Source organism: Georgenia sp. TF02-10 (assembly GCF_022759505.1).
Lineage (GTDB): Bacteria > Actinomycetota > Actinomycetes > Actinomycetales > Actinomycetaceae > TF02-10.
This window is the reverse complement of record NZ_CP094290.1, coordinates 1-18,807: the sequence shown is the minus strand read 5'-3', so window position 1 is coordinate 18,807 and position 18,807 is coordinate 1. Positions and strand designations below refer to the sequence as shown.

Sequence of the window (18,807 nt, the reverse complement as noted above, 5' to 3'; positions counted from 1 at the left end):
ACACCTGAGGAACACGGAGGTCCCCTCCCGGCCACGGCCGGGGCGGGGACCTCCGTGCCTCTACGATCGGGGGATGACCTCCGACACCACCGAGGAGCCCCAGCAGTGGGAGCCGCTCCTCGACCGCCTCGTCGACGCCGACCACACCGTGGCGACCGCCGAGTCGCTCACGGGGGGCCGGCTGGCCGCCCGCCTCACCGACGTGCCGGGGTCGTCGGGGGCGTTCGTCGGCGGTGTCGTCACCTACGCGACGGACGCGAAGATCCGGGTCCTCGACGTCCCGGAGGCCCTCGTCGACGAGCACGGCGTCGTGTCCGGTGAATGCGCGGAGTCGATGGCGAACGGCGTCCGCGACCTGCTCGGGACGACGTACGGCATCTCGACGACGGGGGTGGCCGGGCCCGACACCCAGGAGGGGAAGCCGGTGGGGACCGTCTTCGTCGCCGTCGCGGGCCCGAACGGGACGAAGGTGGTGCCACTCGACCTCGACGGCGATCGGGAGCGGATCCAGGAGCGAGCGATCGACGCCGCCCTGTCGGCGCTGGCGGTGATGATGGGGGAGTCCGAGGCCGCACCGGCCGGGCGGGGAGCGGAAGATCCGACGCTCGGGTAGCGTTGGGACACACGGACGGGCCTGCGGCCCACCTCCGCACGACGAGAAGGGAGAACGGGATGGCGCTGTTCCGCCGGACGCTCGGCGACGTGCTCCGTGAGCGCCGCTCGGAGCTCGGTCTCACGCTGCGCGAGGTGTCGGGCACGGCCCGGGTGAGCCTCGGTTACATCTCCGAGATCGAGCGCGGCCAGAAGGAGGCGTCCTCCGAGCTGCTCGCCTCGCTGTGCGACGCCCTCGACGTCCCGCTCTCCCAGGTGCTCCGTGACGTCGCCGACGCGGTCGCCGTCGAGGAGGGCGCCGTGCCGCAGCCGACGCCGATCGCGCCGCGACCGCAGCGCGACGAGGTCGTCGCCTCCGCCGCCTGACGGTCGCCGCGATCCAGCCGGCTCCTACCGGCTCCGGGGGCGTCAGCGCAGGCTGTGCCCCGCCATCGCCTCGAGCCGGGCGACCCGGTCGGCCATCGGCGGGTGGGTGGAGAACAGCCGCGACACGTCCTGGGCGCGGAACGGGTTGGCGATCATCAGGTGGCTCGCGTTCTGCAGCTGCGGCGTCGGCGGGAGCGGCGCGCGCCGGGTCCCGAGCTCCAGCTTCCGCAGCGCCGAGGCGAGGGCGAGCGGGTCGCCGGTGAGGCGGGCGCCGTCCTCGTCGGCGTCGTACTCCCTGGTCCTGCTGATCGCCAGCTGGATCACCATGGCGCCGAACGGGGCGAGCAGCGCCGTGGCGAGCATCGCCAGCGGGTTGGGCCGCTCGTCGTCGCCGCCGAAGAGCGAGCTGAACGCGAGGAACTGGCCGATCGAGCTGATCACCCCCGCGATCGCCGCGGCGACGGACGAGGTGAGCACGTCGCGGTTGTAGACGTGCATCAGCTCGTGGCCGAGGACGCCGCGCAGCTCGCGCTCGTCGAGCAGGCCGAGGATGCCCTCGGTGACGGCGACGGCGGCGTGCTCGGGGTCGCGGCCGGTCGCGAACGCGTTGGGCGCCTGGGTCGGCGAGACGTAGATCCGCGGCACCGGCTGGCCGGCGCGCTGCGACAGCTCGCGCACGATCCGGTGCAGTGCCGGGGCCTGCGCCTCGGAGACCGGGTAGGCACGCATCGCCCGGATGGCGATCTTGTCGGAGTTCCAGTAGCCGTAGGCGGTGGTCGCCAGGCCGATCAGTGCGAAGACCCAGATGAACAGGGAGTTGCTGGTGGCCGCCGCGATCATGCCGCCGACGGCCAGCAGCAGACCGAAGATGGCGGCGAACAGGCCGGCGGTCTTCAGTCCGTTGTGGTGGCGGTGACGGAACATGTCAGGAAAACGTCGGCGACCCGGCGCGGTGTTCCCGCCGCCGGGCCGCTCACAGCGACTTCTCAGGCAGCGGCTGGCAGGAGGGGCACCAGTACGTCGTCCGCTCCCGCGCCCGGTCGCCGACCGGGCCGGCCTCCACGGTGGTCGCGCAGCGGCGGCACGGCAACCGGTGGCGTCGGTAGACCCAGAGCGGCTCGCGGCGGTCTCCGGTCATCACCGGGCGCCCGTTGGCGACCCCGATCCGCAGCATCTGACCCGCGCGCCGCAGCAACCGGAGCGGGTCGCGCACCTCACCGACCGGGGTGAGCGGGTGGACGCCGTGGGCGAAGCACACCTCGGAGAGGTAGATCGTGCCGATCCCGGCGACGACGGTCTGGTCGAGCAGCGCCTCGCCGAGCGGCCGGGCCGGGTCCGCAAGCAACCGGCGCAGCGCCTCCTCCTCGTCCCACCCGTCGGCGAGCAGGTCGGGACCGAGGTGCCCGATCACCGAGGTCTCGTCGGCGGTCGGCAGCAGCTCGACGATGGCGAGCGAGAACCCGACCGCCTCGGTCGCCTCCGTGCGCAGCACGACCCGGGCGTCCCGGGCGGGCAGGGACCAGCGGGCGCCCGCCGCGTGCACCCGCCAGCGGCCCTCCATCTTGAGGTGGGTGTGGAGCGTCAGGAGGCGGCCGTCGTGGTCGAACCGGGTGAGCAGGTGCTTGCCGTGGGTGCCCGTGCCGAGGACGGTGGCGCCGGTCAGGTCGACGGTCGCGAGCGAGGGCCAGCGGAAGTCGGTGGCGACCAGCCGCCGGCCCTTCAGCCCCCGGTCGAGCCGCCGGGCGGTCAGCCTGACCGCGTCTCCCTCGGGCACCGTTAGCCCCGGATCCGCAACCCGCGCGGCGTGGCGACGAAACCGGCCGCGTCGAGCGCGTCGCGGAGCGCGCTCGGGCCCGCCCCGAGGAGCGGCGCGCCGTCTGCCTTCTCGACGGTGAGCCGGCCGAGCGTGCCGCGCCGCACGGCGGTGGAGAGCGCCTCGGCGGCGGGCCGCAGCTGCTCGACGTCGTCGCTCCAGGTGAGGAGGGTGCGGCCGCCGCGCTCGACGTAGAGCACCAGCGCGCCGTCGACGAGCACGACCAGGGCGCCGGCCTTGCGCCCCGGGCGGTGGCCGCCGTCGTCGTCCCCGGCCGGCCAGGGGAGGGCGGCGCCGTAGGGGTTGGCCGGGTCGGTGGCGGCGAGGGCGACCGCCACCGGCTTGTCGTGGTCGGAGGTGCGGCCGAAGGTCCGCAACCGGTCGACCGCGCCGGCGGTGCCGAACTGGGCGGCTCCGAGGCCCTCGACGAAGTAGCCGCGGCGGCAGCGGCCGGACTCCTCGAACGCCGAGAGGACCCGGTAGACCGCGGCGAAGCCGCCCGGGACCCGCTCGCTGACGACTGCGCCGCGGGTGACCACGCCGTGCCGGTCGAGCAGCCGCTCGGCGGTCGCGTGCGCGCGGCGGGTGGGGTCGGTGTCGGTCGCGGGCAGCAGCGCCCAGCGGCCGGCGGTCTCGGGCGGGCCGGACCGGGCGACCCGGCCCGGCCGCGCGGCAGCACGCCGGCTGCGGTGGGCGGCGCGGCCGGTGCTGGTCAGCGTGCGCAGCGGCGTGAGCGTGTCGTTGCTGACCCGGCCCGACCACACCAGCTCCCACAGCGCGGCGCTGAGCCTCGCGTCGTCCTGGGCGCCGATCGCGTTGCTGAGCTGGCGGAAGAACCAGGCGCCGCCGGGCGCGAGCGCGGTCAGCACCTGCCGCTGCAGCTCGTCGTCGACCTCGCCCTGCGGCTCCGGCAGGGTGAGGGCCGCCTGGTCGGCGAGGTGGAGGGAGACCCACCCGTCACTGCCCGGCAGCCCGCCGTGGCCCGCCCAGAGCACCTCCCCGGTGGCGGTCAGCTCGTCGAGGTAGGCCGGCTCGTAGTCGCGCACGCGCGACGCGAGCACCAGGGGCTCGAGCGCCGAGGCCGGCACCGGTGCGCCGGCGAGCTGTTCGACGGCCCGCAGCACCCCGTCGATGCCGCGCAGGCCCTTGGCCGCGGGCGAGACCGCCTGCCAGGCGGCGGAGAAGCGGGCGAGCGCGACCGGCTCGACCGGCTCGATCTCGTGGCGCAGCTTGGCCAGGGAGCGGCGCCGCAGCCTGCGGAGCACCTCGGCGTCGCACCACTCGTCGGCGCCGGGGACGCCCGCGCTGCCGGTGGGGCGGAACTCGCCGGTGAGCACGCGGCCCTGGGCCTCGAGCCGCTGGAGCGTGTGGCGGACGACGGCCGCCCCGAGGCCGAGCCGGCCCGCCACCTCGGCCACCGTGAACGGGCCGTGGGTTCGGGCGTAGCGCGCCACCAGGTCGGCCAACGGGTCGTCGACCGGCTCGGTGAACACCGCGGGCGTGCCGGGTGGCACCGGGACGCCGAGGCCGTCGCGGAGCCGGGCGACGTCCTCCACCACCGCCCAGGCCGGCCCGTAGGGCATCCGCACCTCGACCGCGCGGCGGGCGGCGACCAGGTCGGACAGCCAGTCGGCCACCGGCGAGTCGGGGAGGGTCCGTGCGAGCAGCTCGTCGAGCGTCAGCGGCCCGAGCAGCCGGAGCAGGTCGACCACGCCCTCGGCGTCGCGGGCCCGGCGGTCGGGCGCCAGCCGCTGCAGCTCGTCCTCGACCTCGGCGAGCACGTCGGGGTCGAGCAGCTCGCGCAGCTCGGCCCGGCCGAGGAGCTCGGCCAGCAGGCCCTGGTCGAGGGTCAGTGCGGCCGCGCGCCGCTCCGCGATCGGTGAGTCGCCCTCGTAGACGAACTGGGCGACGTAGCCGAACAGCAGCGTGCGGGCGTACGGCGACGGCGCCGGCGTCTCGACCTCGGTGACGGTGATCTCGCGCCGCTCGGTGCGTTGCAGCAGCCGGGTCAGCCCCGGCAGGTCGTAGACGTCGTTGAGCACCTCGCGCACCGTCTCCAGCACGATCGGGAACGACGGGTAGCGGGCAGCGACCTCGAGCAGCTGGGCCGCGCGCTGCCGCTGCTGCCACAACGGCGACCGGCGCCCGGGGTCGCGGCGGGGGAGCAGCAGGGCCCGTGCCGCGCACTCGCGGAACCGGCTGGCGAACAGCGCGGACCCGCCGACCTCGCGGGTGACGACCTCCTCGACCTCGTCGGGCTCGAACACCACGACGTCGGCGGTCGGTGGCTCCGCGTCGGTGTCGGGGATCCGGATCACGATGCCGTCGTCGGAGGCCATGGCCTGCCCGTCGACCCCGTAGCGCTCGCGGAGCCGGGCGTTGATGGCCAGCGCCCACGGCGCGTGGACGGCGGTGCCGTAGGGGGAGTGCAGCACCAGCCGCCAGTCGCCCAGCTCGTCGCGGAACCGCTCGACGAGCAGCGTCGTGTCGCTCGGGAGCAGACGGGTCGCGTCGACCTGCTCGCGGAGGTAGCCGACCAGGTTGGCCGCGGCGTACGCGTCGAGGCCCTCGGCCTGTGCCCGGTCGCGCGCCTCCTGCTCGGGGAGCGCGGCGAGCTCGCGGGTGAACGCGCCGATCGCCTCGCCCAGCTCGGCGGGGCGGCCGAGGGTGTCGCCCTTCCAGAACGGCAGCCGCCCGGGCACGCCCGGTGCCGGCGACACCAGGACCCGGTCGTGGGTGATGTCCTCGATCCGCCAGCTGGTCGCGCCCAGGGCGAACACGTCGCCCACCCGGCTCTCGTAGACCATCTCCTCGTCGAGCTCGCCGACCCGCCGGCCGGGGCCCTCGCCGCCGACGAGGAAGACGCCGTAGAGCCCCCGGTCGGGGATGGTGCCGCCGCTGGTCACCGCGAGCCGCTGGGCGCCGGGCCGGCCGGCGATCCGGCCGGTGACCCGGTCCCACGTGATCCGCGGCCGGAGCTCGGCGAACTCGTCGCTGGGGTAGCGGCCCGCGAGCAGGTCGAGCACGGCGTCGAAGGCGGAGCGGGGGAGGTGGGCGTACGGCGCGCTCCGGCGCACGACGTCGAACAGCTCGTCGACGTCCCACTCGTCGAGCGCGGTCGCCGCGACCACCTGCTGGGCGAGCACGTCGAGCGGGTTGGCCGGCACCCGCAGCGCCTCGATGCCGCCGGTTCGCATCCGGGCGACCGACACCGCGGCCGGGGCGAGGTCGCCCCGGTGCTGCGGGAAGAACACGCCCTTCGAGGTCTCACCGACCTGGTGGCCGGCGCGGCCGACCCGCTGCAGGGCGCTCGCGACGCTCGGCGGGGAGGCGATCTGGAGCACCTGGTCGACCGCGCCCATGTCGATGCCGAGCTCGAGACTGCTCGTCGCGACCACGGCGGGCAGCCGGCCGGCCTTGAGGTCGTCCTCGATCTGGGCCCGTTGCTCCTTCGAGACCGACCCGTGGTGGGCCTTGGCGAGGAGGGCGGCGGCCCCGGCCGACGCCCCGGACTGGGCCATCACCTCCGCCGGGGGCTCGACCCCGTCGGCGTCGGTGCCGGTCGCGATCTCGTTGAGCCGGGCCGTCAGCCGCTCGGCCGTGCGGCGGGAGTTGGCGAAGACGATGGTCGAGGTGTGCTCGCGGATCAGCTCGGCCACGCGCTGCTCGACGTGGGGCCAGATGCTGCCGCGGCGGCGGGCGACCGACTCGCCGAGGTCGTCGTAGGCCTCGACCTCGGGCGGGGCGTCGAAGGCGGGGTCGCCGCCGCCCGGTTCGGTCATGTCCTCGACCGGGACCACGACCCGCAGGTCCCAGCTCTTGTGGGCGGGCGGGGCCACGATCTCGACCGGCGCCCGGCCGCCGAGGAAGCGCGCCACCTCCTCCGTCGGGCGCACCGTCGCCGAGAGCCCGACCCGTTGCGCGGGCTCGGGCAGGAGGGCGTCGAGGCGCTCGAGGGTGAGGGCGAGGTGGGCGCCGCGCTTGGTGCCCGCGACGGCGTGCACCTCGTCGACGATCACCGTCTGCACGCCCTGGAGCGACTCGCGGGCCCGGCTGGTGAGCATGAGGAACAGCGACTCGGGCGTGGTGATGAGGATGTCGGGTGGCCGGGTCGTCAGCGTGCGCCGCTCGTTGGCGGGGGTGTCGCCCGAGCGGATGCCGACCCGGACCTCGGGCAGAGCCGCGCCGGGGGCGAGGCGCTCGGCGGTCTGCCGGATGCCGGCCAGCGGCGCCCGCAGGTTGCGCTCGACGTCGACCGCCAACGCCTTGAGCGGCGACACGTAGAGGACCCGGGTGCGCTTCGTGCGGTCGTCGGGGACCGGCGTGGTGAGCAGCCGGTCGATCGACGCGAGGAACGCGCTCAGCGTCTTGCCGGAGCCCGTGGGAGCGACGACCAGCGTGTGCCGCCCGCCGGAGATCGACGCCCAGGCCCCGGCCTGCGCCGGCGTCGGCTCGGCGAACGCTGCCCGGAACCACGCCCGGGTGGGCTCGCTGAACCGGCTCAGCGCGGCCTCGGCGGAGGCGTCGGCAGGGGTCTCGGGCACCCGACCAGTGTTGCGCACGGCGCCGACACCGCCCCAGGCTGAGGACCATGGCCGCCGACCACCCGCACCTCCTGCACACCGTGATCGACACCACCGACTGCCGCGGGCTCGCCGAGTTCTACCGCCGGCTGCTCGGGCTCCGGTACCGCCCGGGCGACGAGCCGGCCGCCGGCGAGGAGCCGGGCGCCTCCGCCGACGATGCCGACTGGCTGGTCCTCGTGGACGACGACGGCACCCGGCGGTTGGCCTTCCAGAGGGTCGAGCGGCTGGAGCCGACCACCTGGCCGGACCACGACGTGCCGATGCAGATGCACCTCGACCTCACCGTGCCGGACCGGGAGTCGCTCGAGCGTCACCGCGAGCGCGCGGAGTCGCTCGGCGCCACGCTGCGGCTCGACCGCACCGACGACGAGGACGAGCCGCTGTACGTGCTGGTGGACCCGGCGGGGCACCCGTTCTGCATCTTCGTGGGCTGAGCGCTGGACGGTGGGTCGCGCCGCCGCGATCCGCGCCGCCGGACGCCGGCCGCTACTTCGGCGGCAGCGAACCGGCGTACGTCGCTCCGCGCCGCACCCACGCGGCGAGGTCGTCGTCGTCGAGGTGCTCGCCGTCGACCCGCAGCCACCCGGCCAGCGCCCGGCCGCGCATCTCCATCGGGTGGGCCGGCGTGGCGGCGAGCAGCCGGTCGGTCTCGGCCGGGTCGACGCGCACGAGGATGCCGCCCTGCCCGCTCGCCGCGACCGCCATGTGGCCGCCGACGAGGAACGCGAGCCCGCCGAACATCCGCTTCTCGGTCACCTCCGCCCGATCGCCGAGGAGGTCGCGGATCCGGTCGGCGAGGGCCGTGTCGTACGCCATGGCGGGAGCGTAGGCCGCGGCACCGACACCAGGAGCGCTGAGACTCAGCCCGGCGGCCGCCACCCCGGGTCGCGTCCGATGAAGCCGACCATCCGCTCCTGCCAGCCGGCGTCGGCGGGCACCGGGACGGCCGGGCCGTACTGGCCGCTGCCGCGCAGCACCTCCTCGATGTCGACCATGGCCTCGTAGAGCTCGCGGCACCGGTCCTCGTCGAGGCGGTCGTCCTGGCCGGTGGCGCGGGCCAGGTCCCAGGTGTGCATGAACACGTCGGCGGTGTAGAACTGCGAGACCGCCCGGGGGAGCGGCATCGCCGGCAGCCGGGGGTGGGCGAACGTGGTCGCTGCCGAGGCCGGGTCGTCGAGGACCTCCTGCACCGCGGCGGCGTGCTGCTCCCACGCGGCGACCGGGTCGTCGTCGACGGACGGGCCGGGCGGCAGGGCGACGTCGCCGCCGGCGGCGAGGAAGGGCGGCAGCCACTCCAGCAGGTGCCGTACGACGTCGCGCGCCGCCCACTCCGCGACCGGCGTCGGCGCGTCCCACCCGCCGGGCGTGACGCCCCGCACCCGCTCGCCGAACGTGCCGGCGACGACGCGGTGCTCGTCGGCCGGGTCGGTCGGGATCACGCCCGGCCGGCCAGGCCGGCCAGCACCTCGTCGAGGGCGGCGTAGCCCTCGTTGATGCCGACCTCCATGCCGCTCGCCATCATCCCGGCCTGTGCCTCCATCGACTCCACGACCGAGAGGATCTCCAGCCGGGTGCGGCCGTCGCCGAGGTCGACCAGCTCGAGGGTCTCCAGGCTGACCGCCTCGGGCATCTCCTCGAACCCGAAGGTCTGGACGATCCTCCGGCCCTCGTCGACCCGGTGGAAGGAGCCGTAGAAGTGGGCGACCTCCTCGCCGTCGCGGAGCGCGGTGTAGCGGTACTCACCGCCGGTGCGCACGTCCCACCGCTCGATGTCCATGTCGATCGACCGCGGGCCCATCCACTGCCGCACCAGCTCGGGGTCGGCGTGGGCGCGGTAGACGAGCGCGGGCGGGGCGTCGAACTCGCGCACGATCCGGACCACCGGGATGTCGGGGTCCGCCTCGATCAGGGTCTGCCGGGTGCCGTCGCCGGCCTGTGTGGTGGTCATCCTGCCTCCTCGTCCTTCTCGGGTTCCTGTTCCCTGTCCTGCATGCGGTCGAGGAGCGCGTCCAGTCGTTGGTAGCGCTCCTCCGCCTGGCGGCGGTACCGCTCGATCCACTTCGTCATCAGGTCGAACACCTCCGCCTCGAGGTGGACCGGCCGGCGCTGGGCGTCGCGGCTGCGGCGCACCAGCCCGGCGTCCTCGAGCACCTTGAGGTGCTTCGAGACCGCCTGCAGCGAGACGTCGTACGGCGCGGCGATCTCGCCGACCGTCGCGTCGCCGGCCGCGAGCCGGGCGACGATGTCGCGCCGGGTCGGGTCGGCGAGCGCCGCGAACACCCGCGAGAGCCGGACCTCGTTGTCAACCATGTGGTTGATCAAACTCCGCGTCCGGCCTGTTGTCAACCCTCTGGTTGAGAACCGGTAGGCTTCGGGGGTGCGGTACGGCGAGGCGGGAGAGCGGGCGTGGTCCTGGGTCCTCGACCAGGTGCGGTGGGACGACGGCCCCTGGATCCCCGAGGCGCCTGAGGACACCGAGCCCCGGCCCGGCTACCGCGACGGGATCCACAGCGGCGCCGGCGGGCTGGCGCTGGTGCTCGGCGAGGTGGCGCGGACCCGTCCCTGGAGCACCCGCGAGCAGGCGTTGGCCGACGGGCTCGTCGACCGGCTCCGGACCGCGGTCGAGACGACGTCCGATGCCTCGATGTTCGACGGGCTGCCCGGCCACCTCGCGGCCCTGACCGCGCTCGGCGCCGACGGACGGGACCGGGTCGTCGCCCGGCTGCTCGACCTGGCCGAGGACGACGGCTGGCCGACCACCGCGGTCGGCCCTCCCCGCTACGGCCCGGGCGTCCGGATCAACGACCTGACGCTCGGCACCGCCGGCGTGCTGCTCGCCGGCGTGGAGGCCGTGCGGCAGGGTCTTCCCCGCGCCCGCGAGCTGGCCGACCGCGCCGCGGCGGTGCTGCTGGCGGAGGCGGAGGAGCAGCCGGCAGGCCTGCGGTGGCGGTTCGTGCCCCGCCGGTACCGGGTGGACGGGGCGGAGCCGACGGAGATGCCGAACCTCTCCCACGGCGTGGCCGGTGTCGCCGCCGCGCTCGCGACCGCCGGCACCGTGCTCGACCGGCCGGACCTCGTGGCGGCCGCGCAGGCAGGGGCCGAGCACCTGCTCACGCTGGTGGAGAGCGACGCCCGGGGCGCCCGCTTCCCCCGCTACGTGCCGCCGCTGCCGCCGGACCACCCCGACTCCGAGCCGACCAGCTTCGGCTGGTGCCACGGCGCGGCCGGGACGTCGCTGCTCTTCGCCGCGCTCGACCGGGCCGGCGTCGCGGAGGTCGGCGGGCGGCCGCCCACGGAGTGGCGGGACCGCTGCCTGACCAGCGTGCGGACCTCCGGCCTGCCCGCCAGGGTGCGCCCCGGGTTCTGGGACAACGACGGCCGCTGCTGCGGCACGGCCGGCGTCGGGGGCGTGCTGCTCACCGCCGCCGACACGGGCTGGGCGGTGCGGCTCGGCGACGCGCTCCTCGACCGCGCGGTCGAGGCCGGTGCGGGCCGGTACTGGCGGTTCGCGGCCACCGACGCCGGTCCGGAGGGGCTGCCGCCCGCGCCCGGCTGGATGCAGGGCGCGGCCGGGATCGCGGCGTACTTGCTGCGCCTCGACGCGGCGCTCGCGGGCCGCGCCTCGGTCGACCCGGCGCTCGACTGGTGGTGGGCGGTGCGGTGAGGGCGGCAGTGCCCGACTGCATCGACTGCCGGTTCGGACGGCCTCATGGGGCGCCGGGATCCGGGTACCGCGCCGGCATGGCCGAGGAACGAGAACGACCCACGGTGAACCAGCCGCTCAACGGCCCGCGTCGGTCGCCCAAGTCGCTGCTGATCGTGATCGCGATCCTCGTGGCGATCGCCGCGGTGATGGTGCTGATCGGCTGGTTGCGCTACAACACCTGACCACCGCGGGGCCCGGCGTCAGGTCTGCGAGCGCACCATCGGCGGGAAGATCTGCCGGGCCGGGCCGCGGCGGTAGAGCAGCGCGGGCCGGCCGCCTCCCTCCGATGCCGTCCCGCGGCTCTCGGTGGGGAGCACGAACCCCTCGGTGCCGAGCACCTTGCGGCGGAAGTTGCCGAGGTCGGGAGGCGTGCCCCAGACCGCGGTGTAGACCCGGCGCAGCTCGGGGAGCGTGAAAGGCTCGGCGACGAACTCGGTCGCCAGCGTCGTGTACTCCAGCTTGGCCCGCACCCGCTCGCGGGCGTCGAGCAGGATCTGACGGTGGTCGAAGGCCAGCTCCGGGGCCTCCGCCGCGCCACCCTCCGCCGGCTCGAGGAGGTCGTCGACGACCCACCAGCGGGCGTCGGTGGCGTCGGTGCCGGCCGTCGGGTCGGGCAGGTCCGGCGCGAGCGCGACGTGGGCGATCGACACCACCCGCATCCGGGGGTCGCGGTCGGGTGCGGAGTAGGTGCGCAGCTGCTCCAGGTAGCCGGAGAACCGGGCCGACGTCCGCGAGAGGCCGGTCTCCTCGTGCAGCTCGCGCCACGCCGCCTGCTCGGCGTCCTCGTCGGGCTCGACGAACCCGCCGGGCAGCGCCCAGTGCCCGGCGAACGGCTCCTCGCCGCGCTCCACGAGCAGCACCGAGAGGGCGCCGTCGCGGATCGTGAAGATCGCGAGGTCGACGGCGACCGCGAACGGGGGGTGGGTCGACCCGTTGCCGCCGCTCATGCCCGGACGCCCGCCTCGGTCATCTCGCGCACCGCGGCCGCGCTGCTCTCCGGCGCCACGCCGGCGTGCATCCCGTCGAGCAGCCGCACCCCGAACCCCTCCCGCCGGGCGTCGAGCGCCGTGGCCCGCACGCAGTAGTCGGTCGCGATGCCGGTCAGGTCGATCTCGGTGACGCCGGCGGCCCGGAGCACGTCGGCGAGCGTCGCGCCGTCGTCGGTGACGCCCTCGAACGCGGAGTACGCCGGCTCGCCCATGCCCTTGCGGACGTGGTGGGTGACCGCGTCGGTCACCAGCCCCGGCGCGTAGTCCGACCCGGCCTCGGTCGCCACGCAGTGGACCGGCCAGGTGGTGACGAAGTCCGGCTCGGCGCCCGGCTCGTGGAAGTGGCCGCCGTTGGTGCCGTGCGGGTCGTGCCAGTCGCGCGAGGCCGCGATGACGGCGTACTCCCCGGCGTGCCGGGCCAGGTGCTCGCTGATCCGCGCGGCGACGTCGTTGCCGCCGGCGACGCCGAGCGACCCGCCCTCGACGAAGTCGTTCTGCACGTCGACGATGAGCAGGGCCCTCGTGGGGGCGGGTGCGGTGGTCATGCTGCTCTCCTCCTGGTGGTGGGTGACGGTGAGGTACGGCGGGCCCGCCGCGACCGAGCGGGCCTCGGGCGGCAGCGACGCGACCGCCGCCGCGGTGAACGCGCGGACCTCCTCGATCGACGGGTCGTGCACGGTCGCGCCGCCGCGCATCACCGGCACCTGGGCGCGCACCGACCCCGGCGGCTCCGGGTCGCCGGGCACGGTGAACGTCTCGCCCACGAGCACGCCGGCGTCGTCGTACCGGCGCCAGGCGGTCTTGTGGCCGCCGACCGAGACCTTGTCCTTCGACTTCTTCGAGACCGGGCGGAGCGTGGTGTCGTCGGGTGCGTCGGCGACCGCCACGAGCTTGTAGACCATGCTCGCGGTGGGGTGGCCCGACCCGGTCGCCACCCGCGTGCCGACGCCGTAGCCGTCGATCGGGGCGTCGGCCAGCGCCGCGATGACGAACTCGTCGAGGTCGCTGGTGGCCACGATGCCCGTGCGGGTGGCGCCCAGCGAGTCGAGCAGCTCGCGCGCCTTGGCCGCCTCCTCGGCGAGGTCGCCGGAGTCGATGCGCACCGCCCCGAGCCCGGTCCCGGCGACCCGCACCGCGGTGCGGATGCCCTCGGCGGTGTCGTAGGTGTCGACGAGGAGCGTGGTGCCGACGCCCTGTGCCGCGACCTGGCTGCGGAACGCCGCCTCCTCGCTCTCGTGGGCGAGCGTGAAGGCGTGGGCGGCGGTGCCGACCGTGGGCACGCCGTAGAGCCGGCCGGCCGCGAGGTTGCTGGTCGACGCGAACCCGGCCAGGTAGGCGGCTCGCGCGACCGCCACGGCCGCCTGCTCGTGGGTGCGCCGGCTGCCCATCTCGATCAGCGGGCGGCCCTGAGCGGCGGTCACCATCCGGGCCGCGGCGCTGGCGATCGCGGTGTCGTGGTTGACCACGCTCAGGACCAGCGTCTCCAGCAGCACACACTCGCCGAGGGTGCCGGTGACGGTCAGCACCGGGCTGCTGGGGAAGTACAGGTCGCCCTCCCGGTAGGCGTCGATGTCGCCGCCGAACCGGAACCGTTCGAGGTAGGCGGCCGTCTCCTCGCCGACCACGCCGCGCTCGAGGAGCCAGGCCACCTCGTCGGAGTCGAACGTGAACGCCTCGACCAGGGGGAGGAGACGGCCCAGCCCGCCGAGGACCCCGTACCTCCGGCCTTCCGGGAGCCGGCGCGCGAACACCTCGAAGACCGCCCGGTTGTCGACGGAGCCGTCGCGCACCCACGAGTCGAGCATCGTCAGCTCGTAGCGGTCGGTCAGCAGCCCGGTGCGGTCCATGCCGGCTCCTCACGTTGTAGTCAAGATGACTATAACAGGGTCGGTGGTCTCTCCCCGCGGCGGCGCGCCGCGGCAAGCGGTGTTCCGCCCTCTACTCTGCCCTCGTGGGCGAGCGGCAACGGGTGGAGGCGCTCGCCGTCGCCTACGAGGAGCGGCTGGCGGAGCAGCGGGAGGGCCGCCGCGAGCGCGGCGCGTTCTACACCCCGCCGCACCTGGTCTCGTGGGTGCTCGACCGGGCGCTGGGTCCCGGCGTCTCCCGGGTGCTGGACCCCGCGTGCGGCACCGGGCACTTCCTCGTCGCCGCGGCCCGGCGGCTCGGCGCCCGGTCGGTCCACGGGTCCGACCTCGACCCGGAGGCGGTCGCCATCGCCCGGGCGCGGCTGCTCGCCGAGGACCCGACGCTGACGCCCGAGGAGGTGGCGCAGCAGGTGCGGGTCGCCGACGGGCTCACCGCGTGGGACGGCGAGCTGTTCGACGCGGTCGTGGGCAACCCGCCGTTCCTCGGCCAGCTGCGACGGCGTACCGCCGGCCGGTCGGACGCGCGGCCGGCCGCCTACACCGACACCAGCGCCGTGTTCCTGCACCGGGCGCTCGACCTGGTGCGCCCGGGCGGCACCGTCGCTCTCGTGCAGCCACTGTCGGTGCTCGCCGCCCGCGACGCCGGTCCGGTACGCCGGGCGGTCGCGGAGCGCGGCGCGGTCTCCGACCTGTGGTGCTCACCGCGCCCGGTGTTCGCGGGCACGGCGGTGCTCACCTGCGTGCCCGTGGTGCGGGTGGGCGACCCGGCGGGCACCGACCCGGACGGGTGGGGCCGGCTGGCGGCGCCGTCGTTCGGCGTCCCGCCGGTGGAGCTGCGGGCCGGCGACCGCGTGGTCGGCGACCTCGCGACCTGCACCGCCGACTTCCGCGACCAGTACTACGGCCTGGTTCCCCACGTCAGCGACGGCGGCCTGGTCGACTCCGGAGCACCGCTGGTGACCAGCGGGCTGATCGAGCCGGCGGCCTGCGAGTGGGGGAGCCGGTCGACCCGGTTCGCGCGGCAACGGTACGACGCGCCCGTCGTCCACCTGGCGGGCGTGCGGGCCGGGCCGCTCGCGTCGTGGGCGGCGGCCCGGCTGGTGCCGAAGCTGCTCGTCGCCGGTCAGGGCCGCGTCATCGAGGCGGTGGTCGACGAGCAGGGCGCCTGGCTGCCGTCGGTGCCGGTGGTCACCGTCGTGCCGCACGACCCGGGGGACCTCTGGCGGCTGCTCGCGGTGCTGCTCGCGCCCCCGCTCGTCGCCGATGCCGCTGCCCGCTACCTCGGCGCCGTCCTGACGCCGGGCTCGGTCAAGCTGAGCGCGCGCCAGCTCGCCGCCCTGCCGCTGCCCGCCGACGAGGACGCTTGGGCCGAGGGCGCCGTGCTCGCCGAGCGCGCCCAGCGCCACCGCGACCCCGCGGCGCTCGCCGCGACGGCGCGGGTGATGGCGCGCGCCTACGGTGGCGGCGCCGAGGTGACCGCTTGGTGGCTGGGGCGGGCGGGGGGCGGGGGACAGGTCCCGTGATCGGAGATCATCGTCAGTTCCGACTAGGGACTTAGCCCGGTCGTGTCCCCGGACGGCGGTCGATCGCCCTGGTTTGGTCGAACCGCGACGCCAGCCCGTTCCGATCGCTTAGGTTCACGGACGAGAAGTGCGCTGGTCGGCTGATCAGCGCCACCGCCGGCCGCTCGGGCCCGCGAAACATCCAGGGGGAACAAACGTGAAAAGAATGCTTGTCGCGCTGGCGTTGGCGGTTGGGCTGTTGACGCCGATCGCCGCGCTGCCGACGCCGTCGGCGCACGCCGTTCCCGGCTGCGTGACCAAGGGCGAGTTCCGGCAGGTCGCCTCCGGCCGCACCCTCTTGTGGGTCGAAGCGCGCTTCGACACACACGGGCGCCTCGAGCACCAGGGAGGCGGCTACAAGACCAAGAGCTACCGGCCCTGCTGGGGACCCGACACCGGCCGCTACCAGGTCACCTACCGCCACTACCGACAGGCATGGCGGCTGGACTGGAAGTCCTACAGCCGCTTCTACTGCTACTGCTGAGGGGAACAGCACATCACATGGAGAAGCGGCGCGCTCCAACTACAACGGCAGAACGGTGTCCCGCACCTACTCGACCTCCCCATCCCACCAGTGGCGGGTCCGCCTACCAGGGCGATGCCCGCACCCGGCCCGCGAACTCGGCGACCTTCCAGTTGCCGCGCTGCTAACCCCTTCATCAGAAGGGAAACAACCACATGAAGAACCGCATCGCCGCCACCGCCGCGGCGGCCGCCCTCGCCCTGGGCGGTCTGGCCTACGCCACCAGCCCGGCCACCGCGGCCGCCGACACCATCGAGCGGTCCTCGCGCGGTTGCGTCACCGAGCCGGAATACCGCCGGGTCAAGCGCGGCATGACCCAGACGAAGGTGCACCGGGTCTTCGGCACCAAGGGCCGGGTCACCACCCAGGGGTACGGGATGAAGTTCCGTCAGTACAAGGTGTGCAACGACCGGTTTGGGTTCGTGACCGTCGACTACACGAAGCGCGGCGGCAAGTTCAAGGTGACCGGCAAGTTCGCCTACTGGGCATCTGAGCACAGTCGGTCAACCGGCTAACACAAGACAAGACCCCGCCGCTGGGAGCGGAGGAGCGGACGCCGGGGCGGCGGACAACGGCTCGCCGGTGCGCCCCGACCGATGAGTCGGCGACCGTCGGGCGGTCGGCCGTTGCATGAGCGTCAGTGACTTCCTCTCCGACGGCGTCGAGCTCTTCGCCACGGTGTGCGTGCGCGACCACGCGACCGCGTGCCCGTGGTGGGAGCGGCTGCTCGGTCGCCACTCCACCTTCGACGCGACGCCCACCGAGTCGGTCTGGGAGCTCGCGCCGCACCGATGGCTGGTCGTCGAGCAGCGACCGGACCGGGCCGGCGGCGCTGCGGTGACCGTCTTCGTCGGTGACCTCGACGAACGGGTCGGTGCCATCTCCGAGCGCGGGATCGAGCCGGTCGAGCGGGAGACCTACGGCGACGGCGTCCGGAAGGTCATCTACCGCGACCCGGACGGCAACGAGATCGGGTTCGGCGGGCCGCCGCTCTCGGCCGCGGGCTGATCCGAGACCGCACCGCGCGGAGTCGTCGTCCTCTGCGGAGGACGAAGAGGTGTGGGCGCTGGCCGCGGTGGTCGCGGCGGTTGGCTGGTGGCTCCGACCGGGTGCGAGGTGGCTTGGGGTCGTCGTTCTGTGGTCGGGTCGAGACGGGGTACGACGAGGGGTTGCGCGCCGCGGTCGGCAGGCGGGTCGAGCGTGGCAGAGGGTGTTCTGCCCACTTGTCGTCCACAGGCCTGGATGCGCTGGATCCCTGTCCACAGGCGGGTTCTGAGTGCATGGCGGTGTCGGCGGCGGCTGGTTGACTGTCGCTCATGGAACTCGGGACCGCACCGCTCTTCGACCTCCCCGCCGCCGCTGCGGCGCGGGTCGTCGAGCAGCCGGCTGTGGCCGAGCCCGAGGTGCCGGTGAAGACGTTCACCCACGAGCTGCTCGACACCATCGGCGAGGCGCACCGCACGATCGCGGAGCTGGAGCTGGCCAAGGTCCAGCAGGTCGCGCACTGGGCCAACCTCAACGCGTTGCCGTCGCCCGATGGGGCGGCGACGATCACCGAACGCGGGCTGGACACCGGCCTCCCGGTCGCTGGTGAGGGGGCGCCGTTGGTGAGTGACTTCGCGATCATCGAGCTCGCCCCGATCCTCGGCCGCTCCCTGGACTCGGCGCGGTCCTATGTGGGCTGCGTCGTCGAGCTGGCCCACCGGCTGCCGCAGATCTGGGCGAAGGTCGGGGAAGGTGTGGTGCCGGTGTGGAAGGCGCTGCGGATCGCCGACCAGACCCGGCTCCTCAACCAGCCGGCTGCGGGGTTCGTGGACCACCAGCTCGCCCCGTTCGCGTCGGGGTGCTCGTGGGCGCAGATCGACCGGCTGATCGAGGAGGCGATCACCCGGTTCCAGCCCGACCTCGCCGAAGCCCGTCGCCGGCGGGCGGAGGAGTCGCGCCGGTTCGACATCCACCTCGACCACGCCGGCACCGACGGTGTCGTGCCCGTCGACGGGGTCCTCGATGTCGCCGACGCGATGGACCTCGAACGGGCGATCAGCGGCAAGGCCCGCGAGCTCGCCAGCCTGGGTGACGAGGACTCCCTCGACGTCCGCCGCGCCAAGGCGGTCGGTGAGATCGCCCGCGACCAGCTCACCCTCGACCTCACCGACCGCAACACCGGCGGCGACGCAGACGAGACATCGCGGCCCCGCCCGGCCCTTGGCCGTGGGATCGAGCTGTTCGTCCACCTCACCCGCGAGGCGCTCGACACCGTCGAGGGCGCCGAGCCCAGCGACGGCGCGTGCGTGGGCCGGTTGCAGAACCTGCAGGTCCCGATCACAGCCGAGCAGATCCGGGCCTGGTGCGGGAGCGCCGGCCGGATCATTGTCCGCCCGGTGCTCGACCTCGCCGGCTGCGAGCCGATCGACGCCTACGAGGTGCCCGACCGCCACCGCCGGGTCGTGGTCCAACGCGACCACCACTGCGTGTTCCCCGGCTGCACCAAACGCGCCGAACGCTGCGACGCCGACCACATCGTCCCCCACGCCCAGGGCGGCGTGACGTGTCCGTGCAACGAAGCCGCGTTGTGCCGCGGCCATCATCGTGCGAAGACCCATGCCGGCTGGGGCTACGAACGCCTCGCACCGGCGGTCTACCTGTGGACCAGCCCGTCCGGGCACCGCTACCTCGTCACCCCCGCCGACACCCGAGCCCTCGACCCCGCCCCCGACGAGCCCGGCACCGACCCACCCGACCAGTAGCCCCCGCGCCCCGCACCCCGCCCCACCGGCGGGGCCAG

Annotated in this window: 19 protein-coding genes and 1 pseudogene; 10 read left to right on the top strand and 10 right to left on the bottom strand. The window is 74.8% G+C overall.

Features of this window, described 5'->3' with window-relative positions; all coding sequences use genetic code 11:
* The first annotated feature begins 73 nt into the window (after positions 1 to 73).
* Positions 74 to 613 carry a CinA family protein gene (locus MF406_RS18110; RefSeq protein ID WP_242897965.1) on the top strand — a complete coding sequence of 180 codons (540 nt, stop codon included), beginning with the start codon at positions 74 to 76 and terminating at the stop codon, positions 611 to 613.
* A 59-nt stretch (positions 614 to 672) separates the two neighbouring features.
* Positions 673 to 978: a helix-turn-helix domain-containing protein gene (locus MF406_RS18105; RefSeq protein ID WP_242897964.1), complete on the top strand. Its 306-nt coding sequence runs from the start codon at positions 673 to 675 to the stop codon at positions 976 to 978.
* A gap of 42 nt (positions 979 to 1,020) precedes the next feature.
* On the opposite strand, the gene htpX is transcribed toward MF406_RS18105, so the two are convergent.
* Genes htpX through MF406_RS18090 form a run of 3 tightly spaced genes read right to left on the bottom strand, consistent with a single transcriptional unit; the run spans position 1,021 to position 7,335 of the window.
* A complete protein-coding gene (gene htpX, locus MF406_RS18100; protein ID WP_242897963.1) occupies positions 1,021 to 1,902 on the bottom strand; it encodes a zinc metalloprotease HtpX in 882 nt (293 codons plus the stop codon).
* Positions 1,903 to 1,951: 49 nt separating this feature from the next.
* Positions 1,952 to 2,752 carry a DNA-formamidopyrimidine glycosylase family protein gene (locus MF406_RS18095; RefSeq protein ID WP_242897962.1) on the bottom strand — a complete coding sequence of 267 codons (801 nt, stop codon included), beginning with the start codon at positions 2,750 to 2,752 and terminating at the stop codon, positions 1,952 to 1,954.
* Between the two features lie 2 nt (positions 2,753 to 2,754).
* Positions 2,755 to 7,335: an ATP-dependent helicase gene (locus MF406_RS18090; protein ID WP_242897961.1), complete on the bottom strand. Its 4,581-nt coding sequence runs from the start codon at positions 7,333 to 7,335 to the stop codon at positions 2,755 to 2,757.
* 47 nt (positions 7,336 to 7,382) lie between these two features.
* Here MF406_RS18090 and MF406_RS18085 point away from each other — a divergent pair, with 47 nt between their 5' ends.
* A complete protein-coding gene (locus MF406_RS18085; RefSeq protein WP_242897960.1) occupies positions 7,383 to 7,811 on the top strand; it encodes a VOC family protein in 429 nt (142 codons plus the stop codon).
* 52 nt (positions 7,812 to 7,863) lie between these two features.
* Here the strand turns inward: MF406_RS18085 and MF406_RS18080 are convergent, their stop codons facing one another.
* Genes MF406_RS18080 through MF406_RS18065 form a run of 4 tightly spaced genes read right to left on the bottom strand, consistent with a single transcriptional unit; the run spans position 7,864 to position 9,687 of the window.
* Positions 7,864 to 8,193 carry a TfoX/Sxy family protein gene (locus MF406_RS18080; RefSeq protein WP_242897959.1) on the bottom strand — a complete coding sequence of 110 codons (330 nt, stop codon included), beginning with the start codon at positions 8,191 to 8,193 and terminating at the stop codon, positions 7,864 to 7,866.
* A gap of 44 nt (positions 8,194 to 8,237) precedes the next feature.
* Positions 8,238 to 8,816, bottom strand: a complete 579-nt coding sequence (locus tag MF406_RS18075; RefSeq protein ID WP_242897958.1) for a TIGR03086 family metal-binding protein — start codon at positions 8,814 to 8,816, stop codon at positions 8,238 to 8,240.
* On the bottom strand, positions 8,813 to 9,325 hold the full coding sequence (locus MF406_RS18070) for an SRPBCC family protein (RefSeq protein WP_242897957.1): 513 nt from the start codon (positions 9,323 to 9,325) through the stop codon (positions 8,813 to 8,815). The genes MF406_RS18075 and MF406_RS18070 overlap by 4 nt, the downstream gene beginning before the upstream one ends.
* Positions 9,322 to 9,687 (bottom strand): helix-turn-helix transcriptional regulator, encoded by a 366-nt coding sequence (locus MF406_RS18065; RefSeq protein WP_242897956.1) that lies wholly within the window; start codon positions 9,685 to 9,687, stop codon positions 9,322 to 9,324. The genes MF406_RS18070 and MF406_RS18065 overlap by 4 nt, the downstream gene beginning before the upstream one ends.
* Positions 9,688 to 9,754: 67 nt before the next feature.
* Between MF406_RS18065 and MF406_RS18060 the strand changes: the two genes are divergently transcribed.
* Together MF406_RS18060 and MF406_RS18055 are read left to right on the top strand one after the other, a co-directional pair.
* The gene (locus tag MF406_RS18060; protein ID WP_242897955.1) at positions 9,755 to 11,041 is read left to right on the top strand and encodes a lanthionine synthetase LanC family protein; all 1,287 of its coding nucleotides are present in this window, start codon (positions 9,755 to 9,757) and stop codon (positions 11,039 to 11,041) included.
* Positions 11,042 to 11,118: 77 nt separating this feature from the next.
* On the top strand, positions 11,119 to 11,265 hold the full coding sequence (locus MF406_RS18055; RefSeq protein WP_242897954.1) for a hypothetical protein: 147 nt from the start codon (positions 11,119 to 11,121) through the stop codon (positions 11,263 to 11,265).
* Positions 11,266 to 11,283: 18 nt separating this feature from the next.
* Here MF406_RS18055 and MF406_RS18050 read toward each other — a convergent pair whose 3' ends face one another.
* The 3 genes and pseudogenes from MF406_RS18050 to MF406_RS18040 all read right to left on the bottom strand — a co-directional run.
* A complete protein-coding gene (locus MF406_RS18050; RefSeq protein ID WP_242897953.1) occupies positions 11,284 to 12,030 on the bottom strand; it encodes an NUDIX domain-containing protein in 747 nt (248 codons plus the stop codon).
* A complete protein-coding gene (locus tag MF406_RS18045) occupies positions 12,027 to 12,617 on the bottom strand; it encodes an isochorismatase family protein (protein ID WP_242898026.1) in 591 nt (196 codons plus the stop codon). The genes MF406_RS18050 and MF406_RS18045 overlap by 4 nt, the downstream gene beginning before the upstream one ends.
* A 3-nt stretch (positions 12,618 to 12,620) precedes the next feature.
* A pseudogene (locus tag MF406_RS18040) lies at positions 12,621 to 13,919 on the bottom strand (nicotinate phosphoribosyltransferase); the annotation flags it as partial.
* Between the two features lie 104 nt (positions 13,920 to 14,023).
* Between MF406_RS18040 and MF406_RS18035 the strand changes: the two are divergent.
* The 5 genes from MF406_RS18035 (at position 14,024) to MF406_RS18015 (ending at position 18,769) form a co-directional block, all read left to right on the top strand.
* On the top strand, positions 14,024 to 15,460 hold the full coding sequence (locus tag MF406_RS18035; protein ID WP_242897952.1) for a class I SAM-dependent DNA methyltransferase: 1,437 nt from the start codon (positions 14,024 to 14,026) through the stop codon (positions 15,458 to 15,460).
* Between the two features lie 205 nt (positions 15,461 to 15,665).
* The gene (locus MF406_RS18030; RefSeq protein ID WP_242897951.1) at positions 15,666 to 15,983 is read left to right on the top strand and encodes a hypothetical protein; all 318 of its coding nucleotides are present in this window, start codon (positions 15,666 to 15,668) and stop codon (positions 15,981 to 15,983) included.
* 194 nt (positions 15,984 to 16,177) lie between these two features.
* Positions 16,178 to 16,537 (top strand): hypothetical protein, encoded by a 360-nt coding sequence (locus MF406_RS18025; RefSeq protein ID WP_242897950.1) that lies wholly within the window; start codon positions 16,178 to 16,180, stop codon positions 16,535 to 16,537.
* Positions 16,538 to 16,652: 115 nt separating this feature from the next.
* A complete protein-coding gene (locus tag MF406_RS18020) occupies positions 16,653 to 17,030 on the top strand; it encodes a VOC family protein (RefSeq protein ID WP_242897949.1) in 378 nt (125 codons plus the stop codon).
* 308 nt (positions 17,031 to 17,338) lie between these two features.
* A complete protein-coding gene (locus MF406_RS18015) occupies positions 17,339 to 18,769 on the top strand; it encodes an HNH endonuclease signature motif containing protein (protein ID WP_242897948.1) in 1,431 nt (476 codons plus the stop codon).
* Positions 18,770 to 18,807 lie beyond the last annotated feature (38 nt).

What these genes read in the sequence shown, in the direction of transcription:
- MF406_RS18110 (WP_242897965.1), top strand. Translation starts at nt 74, where the DNA reads ATGACCTCCGACACCACCGAGGAGCCCCAGCAGTGGGAGCCGCTCCTC.
- MF406_RS18105 (WP_242897964.1), top strand. Translation starts at nt 673, where the DNA reads ATGGCGCTGTTCCGCCGGACGCTCGGCGACGTGCTCCGTGAGCGCCGC.
- htpX (WP_242897963.1), bottom strand. Translation starts at nt 1,902, where the DNA reads ATGTTCCGTCACCGCCACCACAACGGACTGAAGACCGCCGGCCTGTTC.
- MF406_RS18085 (WP_242897960.1), top strand. Translation starts at nt 7,383, where the DNA reads ATGGCCGCCGACCACCCGCACCTCCTGCACACCGTGATCGACACCACC.
- MF406_RS18080 (WP_242897959.1), bottom strand. Translation starts at nt 8,193, where the DNA reads ATGGCGTACGACACGGCCCTCGCCGACCGGATCCGCGACCTCCTCGGC.
- MF406_RS18070 (WP_242897957.1), bottom strand. Translation starts at nt 9,325, where the DNA reads ATGACCACCACACAGGCCGGCGACGGCACCCGGCAGACCCTGATCGAG.
- MF406_RS18065 (WP_242897956.1), bottom strand. Translation starts at nt 9,687, where the DNA reads ATGGTTGACAACGAGGTCCGGCTCTCGCGGGTGTTCGCGGCGCTCGCC.
- MF406_RS18055 (WP_242897954.1), top strand. Translation starts at nt 11,119, where the DNA reads ATGGCCGAGGAACGAGAACGACCCACGGTGAACCAGCCGCTCAACGGC.
- MF406_RS18050 (WP_242897953.1), bottom strand. Translation starts at nt 12,030, where the DNA reads ATGAGCGGCGGCAACGGGTCGACCCACCCCCCGTTCGCGGTCGCCGTC.
- MF406_RS18045 (WP_242898026.1), bottom strand. Translation starts at nt 12,617, where the DNA reads ATGACCACCGCACCCGCCCCCACGAGGGCCCTGCTCATCGTCGACGTG.
- MF406_RS18030 (WP_242897951.1), top strand. Translation starts at nt 15,666, where the DNA reads ATGCTTGTCGCGCTGGCGTTGGCGGTTGGGCTGTTGACGCCGATCGCC.
- MF406_RS18025 (WP_242897950.1), top strand. Translation starts at nt 16,178, where the DNA reads ATGAAGAACCGCATCGCCGCCACCGCCGCGGCGGCCGCCCTCGCCCTG.
- MF406_RS18020 (WP_242897949.1), top strand. Translation starts at nt 16,653, where the DNA reads ATGAGCGTCAGTGACTTCCTCTCCGACGGCGTCGAGCTCTTCGCCACG.
- MF406_RS18015 (WP_242897948.1), top strand. Translation starts at nt 17,339, where the DNA reads ATGGAACTCGGGACCGCACCGCTCTTCGACCTCCCCGCCGCCGCTGCG.